This window comes from Candidatus Avelusimicrobium sp., assembly GCF_050873505.1.
Taxonomy (GTDB): Bacteria; Elusimicrobiota; Elusimicrobia; order Elusimicrobiales; family Elusimicrobiaceae; genus Avelusimicrobium.
This window is the reverse complement of sequence record NZ_JBNMIY010000012.1, coordinates 25,334-37,687: the sequence shown is the minus strand read 5'-3', so window position 1 is coordinate 37,687 and position 12,354 is coordinate 25,334. Positions and strand designations below refer to the sequence as shown.

The following is a 12,354-nucleotide window of genomic DNA, read 5'->3' as shown; positions in this document are numbered from 1 at the left end:
GGCCACTTGTTGTTAAGCCGTCATCCCGTAGGGTTGGGCGGCCCGCAGGGTTACGGGATCTGTCGTTATTATTGTTGTCATTCCCGAGTGTTGCAGTCGGGAATCTGTCGTTTTCCTTTTTTAATAAAAACGGATCCCCGACAGAAACCTTCGGGGATGACAAAATAGAGGTAAATCCTTTCATTTTTTCTCCTTTTTAAGGCCTTTATATTTGAGCAAAACGGCCTTTTATACGCGTTTTTTTACAGCGGATACATCCGGGTACGACCACCGCGATTTATCAAAATTTTAACAAAAAAAAAAAACGAAACAACCCCTTTAAAAAAGCGCTGCGCGCCGCCACTTGTCCGCGCCCTTTTGATTTATTGGACCATACATTTTTTGTAATGTAGCAAAGAAACGAAACAACAACGACAGATCCCGGATAAAAACCTTCCGGGATGACGACACCTTGCAGGCCGCCCCTGCGCGCCGCACCTTGCAGGCCGCACCCTGCGGGCGGCCACTCGTCCGCGCCCTTTTGACTAATGGAACCCTACTCTTTTTGCAAGATTGCGACCAACAAAACGGCAACAATAAATAAAACAAGGTGCCCCCTTCCTCTTACTTTTGCCTAAAAGGGCCTATAAGCGGCCTAGGTCTTTTAGCCCTTTCTTTTTGCAAAACTCTCGTGTTATACTGTTAGTATGAACACACACATCGTAAAAATTATCCCGCTGTTCCTCGCTTTTTTTGTATTAAATGCCGCCCTGCCCGCTAACGCGCAAAAGGGGCTCCGCTCTACACGCCGTGCCTTCAAAGCCGCCAAAGTCAAAGTTAATCCTGTGCTCCCGGCCGAAACCGCAGCCGCACGCGCCGTACAGCAAGCCGCCGCCTTAAATTCGGGCAAAATAGCCGCCCAAACCGCCAAAATAAATGCTAAACTGGCCACGCAAACCCAAGCCGCCGGGCAAGCCTTATCCCGCCGGATGCCGATGAGCCCGCACCAACATATCAAAGAACTGTTAAAAGGGAACAAAAACCCGACCGAGGCCCTGCGCCAATGGTGGGCGCTCTCGGACAAGTACCACAGACCCAATATGTTTGAAACCTTTGCTTCCACCTATTACAAAAAATATTTTTATATTCTTACCCCCCATTTGACCCAACTTTTTAAGCGTGTGGAACAGCAAAATAACCGGGATTTGGAACTGCGCTTTTTAAAACGCCTGCGCTTTCTGGCGGAAAACCGCACCCAGTTCCAAAAGGTCTTCTCCCCCAATGCGCACCAAGCCACCTTGCGCGTGCGCTTTACGAACGATATTTCCCGCCTGACAGCCAAAAATTTTAACGCGCGGGATTTGGTCTTTTCCTTTGAAAAATTCTTAACGCCCAAACACCCCAAGCACGGTATCCGCCACGTCAATTTAAACAGCAAATTCACCGTGGGCAACGGGCAGGAATTTGACGTCTATAATTACAGCGGTCCGCTGGAATTTCTGCCGCACTTGTACCGCTATTTAATCAACGGCGAAAAACATTTCCGCGACCCGATAACCGTGGTTTTTGATGCCAAAGCCAAGGCGCTCGCCCTTTATAATAAAGACAAATCCCTGCGCCTGCGCATTACCACGCACGAATATTCCCGCCCGGAAAAATTGCATTTGCACTTAAACGAAATGCGCACGGGCACCATCGTCAACCAGCAAGGCCAAGAGGTGGAGGAAACGGTCAACTTCAACCTTTCTATCCCGATAGCCAAGCCCGCCAGCCTGCCCAATTACAAGCGGGATGAATATTTGTACAAGCAGTTTATCCAAAACCCGCTTAATTTTTACCGCGGGGATAAACGCGTAACCATTTTGCAACAGCCTATTTTCTGACGGGAAAATATTGCTATAATACTTGTATGTTAAGCCCCCTATTTAACTTTGACAAACAACAGGCCATCCGCACCGAGTGCAACTTTATTATCGGCGTGGATGAGGCGGGGCGCGGCCCCTTGGCGGGCCCCGTGGTGGCTTGCGCTTGCTTTATCCCCCCTGCGGCCGCGGCGGACTTTACCGACGTAAACGACAGCAAAAAATTAACCGAAAAAAAACGCGAGGACCTTTTTAAACGCTTACAGACCTCGGATGCGGCCTTTGGCGTAGGTTTTGCGTCAGCCGCCGAAATTGACCGCTTAAACATTTTGCAAGCCACCTTTTTGGCTATGCGCCGCGCCTTCAAAAAATTTGAACACATCCCCAATTCCGTCGTGCTGGTGGACGGGCCTTATCCCATTGGCGGGTTGGAAGCCAACCAACAACCCATTATAGACGGGGACGCCAAATCCTTGGCGATTGCCGCCGCCAGCATTGTAGCCAAAGTTACCAGGGACCACTATATGGCCGTGCTGGATAAATTATATCCCGGTTACGATTTTGCCGGCCACAAGGGTTACGGAACGGCCAAGCATATGGACGCCTTGCGCCGCTTGGGCCCGTGCCCGGAGCACCGCCGTTCGTTTGCCCCGGTGCACAAACTATTGGCGCCGTCCATTTTGCCGTGAATACCTTGGGAATAGCGGGCGAAGAACGCGCCGCAAAGTTTTTAAAGGCCAAGGGTTACCGTCTGTTGGAGCGTAATTTTTCCGCTCCGTATGGCGAAATTGACATCATCGCGCAGGATAAAAAAACCTTGGTGTTTGTAGAAGTAAAAACGCGCGCTTACACGGCCTTTGGCGGGCCGCTTATGGCGGTTACTCCGGCCAAACAAAGGAAAATCGCGCTTACGGCCCAAGCCTATTTGAAAGCAAAGGGCTTAAAATTTGATAGTATTAGATTTGATGTAGTCTGCGTTCTGCCGGAAAAGATAGAACAGATAGAAAACGCGTTCATCCCGGCACGAACGACAATGTAACTTGGAGGGAATATGACTCAACTCGCGCAGGTAAAAAAAGCAGCCGCTTATATCAACAAAAAAACGAAGAACTTTAAGCCCGAAATTGCTCTTATCACCGGGTCCGGTTTGGCCGGTTCCATACCGCCTTTGGAAAAAGAAATAAAAATTCCTTATACGTCTATTCCCGGTTTCTTGCAAAGCACCGTGCCCGGCCACAGTGGGAACTTGATTTTCGGCGTCTATAAAGGCCGCAACATTGTGGTAATGCAGGGCCGCTTCCACTATTACGAAGGGCACGCAATGAAGGATTTGGCTATTTCTATCCGCACCTTAAAAATGCTCGGCGTGGAAAAACTCTTGGTCTCCGCCGCCGTCGGTTCTATGGACCTCAAATTGAAACCCGGCGCTCTGTGCGTGCTCAAAGACCACATTAACTTTATGTGCAACAACCCCCTCATCGGCAACCACGACCCGGCCTTTGGCCCGATGTTCTTTGACCTTTCCGAAGCATACGACAAGGGTATGCGCAAGGTAGCCCTCGCCGCTGCCAAAAAAGCGGGCGTAACCGCGGGCGAAGGCGTATATTTGGCGGCTACGGGCCCGAACTTTGAAACCCCGGCCGAAATCCAAATGTTCAAAAAATGGGGTGCGACGGTCGTTGGTATGTCCGTAGTGCCGGAAGTGTTGGTGGCGCGCCAATGCGGCATTAGCGTATTGGGCCTTGCTTGGGTAAGCAATATGGGCTGCGGCATTGAAAAGAAGCCGCTTTCCCACGCGCAAACCATCAGCGAAACGAAGAAAATTGAAGGCAAATTCAAAAAATTGCTGGAAATCTTGTTCGTCAAATTATAAGGATTATTTATCCGCACGGGTATATAAAAAGCCCGTGCGGATTTTTTTGTTTTTATGGCTAAGGACATCAAACGACTCGGCAAAGAAACCCTTATCTACGGCACTTCCACGGTGCTGGCCCGGCTGCTTAATTTCTGTTTAGTTCCCTTTTACACCTATTATTTGCAACCCACGCAATACGGCGCGATTGCCACCGTATTTGCGGCCATTGCGCTTTTGAGCGTGGTATTTTTATTTGGGTTGGACCAAAGTTATCTGCGCTTTGCGAGCGAAGCCGACAACAAACATAAGGTCTTCCGCCAATGCTTTTACGGCGTTTTGGCCAATGCCTTGGTGCTGGGCGGGTTACTGTACACGTTTGCCCCCCAAGTATCCCTTTGGTGGGGACTTGGCGAAAATTTTGGGCTCTTTCACCTGGCGGCCGCGATTTTATTTTTAGACGTTCTAAATATGATTGCCTTTACCAAGTTGCGCTTGGAACGGCGGGCGTGGTATTTTGCGGGCGTGCGGGCGTTTTCCATTGTGGTAAATGTTGCGCTAAATGTGCTGTTTTTGGCGGTTTTGCACCGCGGGCCGAACTCTATTTTGTGGGCCAATATCGGGGCGTCGCTGGCCTCGCTGGTGATTTTAACGCCTGTTTGGTGGGGCGAATTAAAGGGGCATAATCCCTTTGACTTTGACCGGAAACTGCAAAAGGAAATGTGGTCCTTTGCGTGGCCCTTTGTTCCTGCCGGAGTAGCGAGCCTGCTTGTCAGCGTAATTGACAAGCCGATTTTGGTGCATTTGGTAGGCACGGAGCAGGTGGGTATTTATCAGGCGAACTTTAAAATAGGCGTTTTTATGATGCTTTTGGTGTCTATGTTTGACCAAGCGTGGCGGCCGTTCTTTTTAGCGCACGCCAAGGACGCGGACGCCAAAGATACCTTTGCCAAGGTGTTATCGTTCTTTTTTGCGCTCGGCTCGTGGTTTTTGCTGGGGATTTCCTTTTTAATGCCGGACATTATCCAAAGCAATATCTTCGGCAATTTCCACTTAATCGGCCCCAACTACTGGGGCGGGCTTGCCATTATCCCGTTGATTGTAACGGGGTATTTCTTCTATGGGTTGTATATTAACTTTATGGTAGGGCCCGTAATTACCAAAAAAACGCAGGTGCTGATGTGGATTACCCTTTTGGGGGCCGCCGCCAGCATTACGACAAACCTAACGCTGGTTCCGCATATCGGCATTTTGGGTGCGGGTTGGGCGGTAGCCGTCAGTTACGCGGTAATGGCCGCCGCGCTGTTTGCCTTTACGCAAAAGGTCTATCCAATTCCCTACGAATACAAAAAATTGGCCGGGATGTTGCTCGTCTGCTTGGCCACGGTGGGTATTGCCCGGTATTTTGGCAGCAATGTGTGGGCGAAAGTAATTTTACTTACGCTATACCCCGGGTGGATGTACCTCTTTTTAAGGAAGGCCTAAAAAAGCCCGGCTGTTACGCCGGGCTTTTTTATTACCGTAAACTGATTAACGTCAAATCCAGCGTAATGTTGCCGTCTTTATACACCAAAACGTGCGGCACGCTCACTTCGCCCTCTTCATCTAACAAGGCATATTCATCGTAAAATAAATCTGCGGTATTTAGCATCGTTACCGACTGGGCTGCATAAGGATAAATTTCCCCCTCGCGGTATAAGAAGCGTTCCTTGGCGTTGCGCCCTTGGTAAGTAAGCGTGGTTTCGCCGTCCTTTACGCGGCGTTTTTGAAGAACGCCCGCCTCGGACAGGAGCAAATTTAAAAATTGCGTAATGCGCCCGCGCACCACGGCGGTATCGGCGTCTTTAAACAAATAGCGGTAGGCAATCCCCTCGGGGCTGACGGTGGCGTGCAGCACCTTGTAGGCGGCCCCGGTCATCAGCAGAACATCATAATCCCCGTCGCCGATTTTTTTAATGCGCAAAACGCCCTCTACATAGTCCTCGTTCATCTGCCCCACGGCCTTAAACGCCGCCTGCGTGCGCCCGCCAATAAAGAAATCTACTTTTTTATAAGCGCGCACCTCGGGCGGAATTTGTTTGATTTGCCCCCCCGCACACGCGCAAAGCCATACGGCTAACGAAAATGTTAAAATTCTTTTAAGCATATCCTATCTCCTTATTATGATATTATAAATATTATGAAACCTTTTGTCCTTTATCTGCTGGCCGGTATCGTTTCGTGCGTGGTTTGCGCGGGTGCTTTGCCGCTTTTGCGCCGGGTAGCCGCGCGGGCGTTTTTGGACGTACCCGGCGGACTAAAAACACACCAGGGCTCCGTGCCGGTATTGGGAGGGTGCGGCGTTTTTTTAGGGATGATATCCGGGCTGGTTTTTATCCGCCTGACAACCGCCTTTCCAAGCGGAACCTTGCACACCCTGCGCGGCATTTGCTTGGGCGGACTGCTCGTTTTTCTGTTGGGACTCATAGACGATTTAAATAAACCTAATGGCGTAAAAATCGCCCTAAAACTGCTCGTGCAACTGGCGGCGGTGGCGGCACTTATTTACTACGGCATTGTAATACGCGTTTTTCCTTCCCCGTGGCTCGCGTGGCCGCTTACGTTTTTGTGGGTGGCCGGGCTGACAAACGCCTTTAATCTGCTGGATATTATGGACGGCCTGTGCGTAAGCCAAGGCGTTATCTGCACCTTGGGACTAGCGTTTATTGCGCTTCCCGGTGAATATGTATATGTCAATTTTGCGGCCTTATCCCTGTTGGGGGCGTGCCTTGCCTTTTGGCCGTACAACCACGTCCGCAAAAAAATCTTTCTGGGCGACAGCGGTTCCACCTTTATCGGCTTTATGGTGGCTTCTTTATCTATCGGCACCGGGTACAGCGGACACACGGACTGGGGCTTTTTGGCTCCGCTTTTTATTTTGGCGGTTCCCTTGTTTGATACGGGCTTTGTCAGTTTGGCGCGCCTGTTAAAGGGTAAAAATCCCTTAAAGGGCAGCCCGGACCATATCGCCCTGCGGCTAAAAAAAGCCGGGTGGAAACCGGGGTATATTGTAGCCGCATTTGCGGGCGCGGGGCTTTTGTGCAACGCCTGCGCGTGGGGACTTACCCGCGCGGGGTTTTCTACCGTCATTGGGCTTTTTGCCGCGGCAGGCGTAGCGGCTGTTGCGCTGACACTTTATTTACTTAAACTTCCGGCGGATTAATTATGCACGTTAAAACTCTTATTTTAGGCGCCGGGCTGACCGGGCTTTCCACCGCTTACCACCTGGAAAAAGCGGGCAAAACGGACTATCTGTTAGCAGAAAAGGAAAGTACCCCGGGCGGACTATGCAAAAGCCAAGTGATAAACGGCTGTACCTTTGATTTTAGCGGCCACCTGCTGCACCTGCACACCAAGCAGGGCAAACAACTGGTAAAGAGCCTGTTAGGCGCAAATTTGCGCCGTTTAAAAAGGCGCGCCTGGATTTACACCGGGTCCGCCCGCGTGCCGTTCCCGTTTCAGGCCAATTTATTTGCCCTGCCCGAAGCAGAACGGCAACAATGCGTAAACGGCCTGCTCGCGTGCGCCCGAACAGTCAAAACCGCCCCTAAAAACTTTAAAGAGTGGTGCTTAAACGCCTTCGGCCCCGGCGTATATCAAATTTTTATGCGCCCCTATAACACCAAACTCTGGGGCCGCGACCCGAAAGAGATGACTTGCGACTGGTGCGGCAACTTTGTGCCCACCCCCACCGTGGACGAGGTATTAAAAAGCGCCGTCAAGCCGCCTACAAAATCTTACGGCTACAACGCGTATTTTTATTACCCGGCACGCGGCGGATGCGGGGCCCTTACAGACGCTCTAACCCGCTCTATCACGCATTTATCGCTAAATACGCCCGTTACGCGCGTAGATTTAACCCACAAAACCGCCCAATGCAAGGGTAAAACAATTTTCTTTGACTACTTGGTAAACACCTTGCCCTTGCCTGAACTATTGCGCCTAACCGGGGAAGCGGAACTTGCTACGCTGGCGGATAAACTGGTTCATACGCAAGTTACGGTCTATAATTTTGCCATTAAGCGCAAGGTAAAGCCGTTTAGTTGGATTTATTTTCCCGATAAACAGGACCCCTTTTACCGTATCGGCCTGCAAAGCGGTTTTTCCCCCGCCAATGCACCCCAAGGAGTAAGCGCCTTTTATGTGGAACTGCCCGGGGATTACCCGCACACCCAAGCGGGCGAAGAGCGCATTTGGAAGGCGTTAGCCCAAAAAGGTATAATAAAAGAAAGCGACGACGTTTTATTTTCCTTCTGGCAGTCCTTGCCTTACGCCTACGCCGTTTATGACAAATACCGCGCAAGCGCCGTTAGCCAAGCCTTAAAGGCGTTGGCCGGGCGCGGGTGTTTTTGTGCGGGACGGTACGGTAAATGGGAGTATTCCTTTATGGAAAAATCCCTTTTAGAGGGCTTGGAATTAGCCAAAAAACTTGTATAATGAGGTGTTATGAAAGTTCTCGTTTTTGGCGGCAGTTTTGACCCCGTACACAAAGGCCACGTTTCCTTGTTTCGCCGCGCGATGAAGGTCATCGCGCCGGATGTTGCGCATATCGTTCCGGCCTATCACTCCCCCTTTAAAGCCAAATCCCCTACCCCCTTCCGCCTGCGGATGAAGATGCTCAAACAGGCGTTTGCGGGCTTTGGCAAGAATATCGTGTTTGACGATTACGAACTCAAACAAGGCGGCAAAACCTACACGTACCAGTTGGTGCAGTACCTTAAAAAACGCTACGACCACCCGGAAATTTACCTGTTGGTGGGTACGGACTGCTTAAACGATTTGCATAATTGGAAGAACCCCGATTACATTTTTGAAAATGCCGTCGTAGTGGCGGGCAAACGCAAGGGATATAACGAAAACCCCGCCCAGTTCAGGCACTTATTTTTGCCGGGCTTCTTCCCTAAACTCTCGTCCAGCCGTGTCCGCGCGCACATTTTAGCCTGCGGAGACGTGCCGGATACCGTGCCCGAGGTCATCGCCCCGACTATCCGCGAGAACAATCTCTACGGGTTGGATATACACACTTGGCTAAAAACCCATTTAAAGCCGAACCGCTATTTGCACTCCAAAAACGTGGCGGAAATGGCCGCCGCATTTAGCGATATTTACGACGTAAATGTAGAACTCGCCGTCAAGGCGGGCATTTTGCACGATGCGGGCAAAGGCTTTTCCGGCCCGGAACTCATCGCTTTCTGCAAAGAGCATAAAATTAAAGTACCGTTTTTTGAAGATATCTGCCGTATGGAGCCCAGTTTACTGCACAGTTACGTTTCGGCGTGGCTCGCGCAGCACGAATTTGGCGTAACCAATAAAGACGTTATCCGCGCCATTGCCGAGCATACCTTGGGCAGTTTGCATATGAGCACGCTTTCCAAAATTCTGTTCGTGGCGGATATTTCCTCCAAGGACCGCAAATACAAGGATGCGTTCGTTATCCGCAATTTGGCCTTGCAGGATTTAAACAAAGCCCTGCTCTATGCGGCCAACCGCAAACTCTTGTTTACCATTGACACGCAAAAATGGCTTTGCCCGCTGGGGACAAACTTATGGAACCATCTAATAAAGCAAGAAAAATAACCGAGCGGTGCCTGATGCTCCTCGCCACGGCGTTATTTGCGTGGGCCATTTGGGCACAACTCACCTCGCGCACGGTGCAAATTTTAACCACCCGAGCCAAGGACACCATACATTTATCGGTGCTGACCTCGCCCGCGATGGATATTTCTTATAATCCTTCCACGCGCAAGGCGGCCATCAGCGTGCGCGCGGACAAGTGCGCCCCGCACGCCTGCAAACCGTTACACCACGCTAAATTTTTTACTCCCGAAATTTCTGACAGAGAGCAAGCTTGGGATACTTTTAAAGAAGCCTTAAATAATTGGCGCTACAACCCGCTTATTATCGGGCAGGCGGTCTGGGAATACATTACGGCCTGGCACGACAAACGTACCGATTTGACCCCGGCGGAGTTTACGCTTATCGCCTTGGAACTTACGCAGTTGGAAGCCGCCGATTTTGCGCTAAAACTCCCCCCGTCCTCCAAGCGTTCTAAAAAGGCAAAACAACAGGTCCCGGTGGTACCTTTGGTAGAGGATATGGCTCCCCTGGCGCAAAAGGACCGCCCGATAGTGGTGGAAATTTTAAACGCTTCCGGCCAGCGCGGGCTTGCCCTTAAATTAACCCAATTTTTGCGCGACCAAAACGCCAAAGGCCTTTTGCGCGTAGATGTATTGCAGTACGACAATTACCCCACGTTGCAGGAAACATCCTCTATCGTGGATTACAGCGGGCGGCTGGTGCAGGTAAAACAGTTAAGCCGCGCTATCGGCATAAACGGCGAAATCAAGACCGATTCCTCCCCCAACGTAATATGCGATACACGCATTATCTTGGGCAAGGACTTTGAAATGCCGCTCTAAAATGCTAGACTAATTTTATTGCAGTTATAACGCTATTTGCAGAGGTGGTTTATGGATACCAAAGAACTCGTGTGCCTGGCGGCAAGACTTGCCGATGACAAAAAGGCCGAGAATATTAAAGTAATAGATTTGTGCGGACTTTCTTCGCTGTGCGATTATATTTTAATCGTATCCGCCACCTCCAAACCGCATTTGGACGCGGTGGAAGAAGAAATCAGCAAAAAATTAAAAGAACTGGGCTACTACAAAGCCAACCGCGACGGCGGCGAAAGCAATATGTGGCGCGTGAGCGACTACGGCGGCTTTTTGGCCCATATTATGACGCCGGAAGCGCGCGATTTCTATGCGCTGGATAAAATTTTCAGTTTCGGTAAAGAAATTGACTATAAAAAACCTGTTAAAAAAGCGGTAAAAAAGGCCCCCGCCAAGAAGGCAGCGCCCAAGAAAACAACTGTCAAAAAAACGGCCGTCAAAAAGACCACGGTCAAAAAAGCGGCTACCAAAAAAACCGCCGCAAAAAAGACCACCGTTAAAAAAACGACTAAAAAAACCGCTAAAACGAAATAACCTCTTATGCTAGAAAAATTAAAACAAGACATCACTTTAAAACTCGCCAACGCGGACTACTTTAAGGGCTGTGAATTGCCCGAAGTGGAATTTGCCCCCGCGCCCGCCCATACCGGGGCGGATATTTCGCTCGTGTGGGCAATGGCTGCCGCCAAAAAGTTACACAAAAACCCGCTGGAAATCGCCAAAGAGGCCTGCAAGGTCCTGCGCGAACTGACCGGCATTGCCGATGCACAAGCCGTCCCGCCGGGGTTTATCAATTTAAAGTTGGAGGACAACTTCATCATTACCTGCGCCTCCGACCGCCGCATTAAAGACCGCAATGCCGAAACCTCCAAACACAATATTTTAATTGAATTTGTATCCGCCAACCCCACCGGGCCCTTGCACGTTGCCAGTGGCCGCGGGGCCAGTTTGGGCGACAGTTTGGTTAAAATTCACCGCGCCTTGGGTTACTCCTGCGACAGCGAATATTACGTAAACGACGCAGGCAACCAGGCCGAACTGTTGGCGGTATCCGTCAAGGCCCGCAAAGAGGGCAAAGAACCGCCGGAAAACGGCTATCACGGCTCTTACTTAATTGATTTAGCCAAGCGTATCCCCGCTGACCTGCCCGAAGACCAATACGGCCGCTGGGCAATGGAAGAATTAATCAAAACCCAACAGCAGGATATGAAGGATTTCCACGTTGATTTTACGCGCTGGTTCCGCGAATCGGACCTGCACAAGGAACAGGCCCCCAAAAAGGCCCTGGAAGCCTTAACGGCCAAAGGCTACACCTACGAAAAAGACGGCGCGGTTTGGTTCGGCTCCACCAAGGACGCCGAAGCGCAGGACGACAAGGACCGCGTGCTCGTGCGCCACGACGGCCGCCCGACGTATTTTTTGGCTGATATTTCCTATCACAAAAATAAATACGACCGCGGTTACGACACCTTAATTGATATTTTGGGCGCCGACCACCACGGCTATGTACCGCGTATGAAGGCCGCCGTACACGCCTTGGGCCACGAGGAAAAAACCTTTGTACCGATTATCCACCAACTGGTGCATTTGATTGAAAACGGCGAACAGGTAAAAATGTCCAAGCGCGCGGGCCGCTTTATCACCCTGCGCGAGTTAATGGACGAAGTAGGCACAGACGTATGCCGCTTCTTCTTTGCCAGCCGCACGCCCAACGCCCATATGATGTTTGATATGGACCTGGCCAAAAAGCGCACCAACGAAAACCCGGTTTTCTATGTGCAATACGTCCACGCGCGTATTCACTCTATCTTTAAAGCCGCGGCGGAAATGGGCATTACCGACTACAACGGCATTACCACGCCGCTGGCCCCGCAGGAAAGAGCCCTCTTGTTAAAACTGATTTGGCTCAAACACGTCCTGCGCAACTGCATTGCGGATTTAAGCCCCCACCATTTGACCACTTATTTGGTTGAATTGGCGGGCCTGTTCCACGCGTTCTACGACACCTGCCGCGTGCTGGACGAGAACAATCCGGAACAAACCAAATCCCGTTTGTTTATTTGCCAACGGGTGGCGGAACGGATTAAGAAAGGGCTGGAATTTATCGGCGTTAGTGCGCCGGAACAAATGTAAGCCCGGACAAATTATAAACAGAACGAAAAATCTCTAT

At 50.6% G+C, this 12,354-nt stretch carries 13 protein-coding genes; 11 read left to right on the top strand and 2 right to left on the bottom strand.

The genetic code is table 11. The annotated features are described in order from the left end of the window. Positions 1-184 (bottom strand): hypothetical protein (locus ACR0QV_RS06775; RefSeq protein ID WP_432635671.1); only part of this gene is annotated, 184 nt, incomplete at its 3' end. A gap of 502 nt (positions 185-686) precedes the next feature. Between ACR0QV_RS06775 and ACR0QV_RS06770 the strand changes: the two genes are divergently transcribed. From ACR0QV_RS06770 to ACR0QV_RS06750, 5 genes are read left to right on the top strand one after another with little or no spacing between them, the layout of a single operon-like run. Then, positions 687-1,862: a hypothetical protein gene (locus ACR0QV_RS06770; RefSeq protein WP_432635669.1), complete on the top strand. Its 1,176-nt coding sequence runs from the start codon at positions 687-689 to the stop codon at positions 1,860-1,862. A gap of 26 nt (positions 1,863-1,888) precedes the next feature. Next, positions 1,889-2,530, top strand: coding sequence for a ribonuclease HII (locus ACR0QV_RS06765; protein ID WP_432635667.1), 642 nt, complete (start codon positions 1,889-1,891; stop codon positions 2,528-2,530). After that, positions 2,527-2,880 carry a YraN family protein gene (locus ACR0QV_RS06760; RefSeq protein WP_432635665.1) on the top strand — a complete coding sequence of 118 codons (354 nt, stop codon included), beginning with the start codon at positions 2,527-2,529 and terminating at the stop codon, positions 2,878-2,880. The genes ACR0QV_RS06765 and ACR0QV_RS06760 overlap by 4 nt, the downstream gene beginning before the upstream one ends. Before the next feature lie 12 nt (positions 2,881-2,892). Then, positions 2,893-3,714 (top strand): purine-nucleoside phosphorylase, encoded by an 822-nt coding sequence (locus ACR0QV_RS06755; protein ID WP_432635663.1) that lies wholly within the window; start codon positions 2,893-2,895, stop codon positions 3,712-3,714. Positions 3,715-3,768: 54 nt separating this feature from the next. Next, the gene (locus tag ACR0QV_RS06750; protein WP_432635661.1) at positions 3,769-5,178 is read left to right on the top strand and encodes a lipopolysaccharide biosynthesis protein; all 1,410 of its coding nucleotides are present in this window, start codon (positions 3,769-3,771) and stop codon (positions 5,176-5,178) included. Positions 5,179-5,209: 31 nt separating this feature from the next. Here ACR0QV_RS06750 and ACR0QV_RS06745 read toward each other — a convergent pair whose 3' ends face one another. Next, positions 5,210-5,839: a hypothetical protein gene (locus ACR0QV_RS06745; RefSeq protein ID WP_432635659.1), complete on the bottom strand. Its 630-nt coding sequence runs from the start codon at positions 5,837-5,839 to the stop codon at positions 5,210-5,212. Positions 5,840-5,872: 33 nt separating this feature from the next. Here ACR0QV_RS06745 and ACR0QV_RS06740 point away from each other — a divergent pair, with 33 nt between their 5' ends. Genes ACR0QV_RS06740 through argS form a run of 6 tightly spaced genes read left to right on the top strand, consistent with a single transcriptional unit; the run spans position 5,873 to position 12,317 of the window. Beyond that, entirely contained in the window at positions 5,873-6,895 is a 1,023-nt protein-coding gene (locus ACR0QV_RS06740; RefSeq protein ID WP_432635657.1) for an MraY family glycosyltransferase, read from the top strand. 2 nt (positions 6,896-6,897) lie between these two features. Beyond that, positions 6,898-8,169 (top strand): protoporphyrinogen/coproporphyrinogen oxidase, encoded by a 1,272-nt coding sequence (locus ACR0QV_RS06735; RefSeq protein ID WP_432635655.1) that lies wholly within the window; start codon positions 6,898-6,900, stop codon positions 8,167-8,169. A gap of 9 nt (positions 8,170-8,178) precedes the next feature. Then, complete coding sequence (gene nadD / locus ACR0QV_RS06730; RefSeq protein ID WP_432635653.1) at positions 8,179-9,309, top strand: nicotinate (nicotinamide) nucleotide adenylyltransferase; 1,131 nt, start codon at positions 8,179-8,181, stop codon at positions 9,307-9,309. Next, a complete protein-coding gene (locus tag ACR0QV_RS06725; protein ID WP_432635651.1) occupies positions 9,279-10,151 on the top strand; it encodes a LytR C-terminal domain-containing protein in 873 nt (290 codons plus the stop codon). The genes nadD and ACR0QV_RS06725 overlap by 31 nt, the downstream gene beginning before the upstream one ends. Before the next feature lie 51 nt (positions 10,152-10,202). Beyond that, positions 10,203-10,718 carry a ribosome silencing factor gene (rsfS, locus tag ACR0QV_RS06720; RefSeq protein ID WP_432635648.1) on the top strand — a complete coding sequence of 172 codons (516 nt, stop codon included), beginning with the start codon at positions 10,203-10,205 and terminating at the stop codon, positions 10,716-10,718. 6 nt (positions 10,719-10,724) lie between these two features. Beyond that, complete coding sequence (gene argS / locus ACR0QV_RS06715) at positions 10,725-12,317, top strand: arginine--tRNA ligase (protein ID WP_432635646.1); 1,593 nt, start codon at positions 10,725-10,727, stop codon at positions 12,315-12,317. Positions 12,318-12,354: the final 37 nt, after the last annotated feature.

Bases quoted from the DNA above. Each gene is read 5' to 3' on its own strand.
- ACR0QV_RS06755 (WP_432635663.1), top strand. From the start codon at position 2,893: ATGACTCAACTCGCGCAGGTAAAAAAAGCAGCCGCTTATATCAACAAA.
- ACR0QV_RS06725 (WP_432635651.1), top strand. From the start codon at position 9,279: ATGGAACCATCTAATAAAGCAAGAAAAATAACCGAGCGGTGCCTGATG.
- ACR0QV_RS06735 (WP_432635655.1), top strand. From the start codon at position 6,898: ATGCACGTTAAAACTCTTATTTTAGGCGCCGGGCTGACCGGGCTTTCC.
- argS (WP_432635646.1), top strand. From the start codon at position 10,725: ATGCTAGAAAAATTAAAACAAGACATCACTTTAAAACTCGCCAACGCG.
- ACR0QV_RS06745 (WP_432635659.1), bottom strand. From the start codon at position 5,839: ATGCTTAAAAGAATTTTAACATTTTCGTTAGCCGTATGGCTTTGCGCG.
- nadD (WP_432635653.1), top strand. From the start codon at position 8,179: ATGAAAGTTCTCGTTTTTGGCGGCAGTTTTGACCCCGTACACAAAGGC.
- ACR0QV_RS06750 (WP_432635661.1), top strand. From the start codon at position 3,769: ATGGCTAAGGACATCAAACGACTCGGCAAAGAAACCCTTATCTACGGC.
- ACR0QV_RS06740 (WP_432635657.1), top strand. From the start codon at position 5,873: ATGAAACCTTTTGTCCTTTATCTGCTGGCCGGTATCGTTTCGTGCGTG.
- ACR0QV_RS06765 (WP_432635667.1), top strand. From the start codon at position 1,889: ATGTTAAGCCCCCTATTTAACTTTGACAAACAACAGGCCATCCGCACC.
- rsfS (WP_432635648.1), top strand. From the start codon at position 10,203: ATGGATACCAAAGAACTCGTGTGCCTGGCGGCAAGACTTGCCGATGAC.
- ACR0QV_RS06770 (WP_432635669.1), top strand. From the start codon at position 687: ATGAACACACACATCGTAAAAATTATCCCGCTGTTCCTCGCTTTTTTT.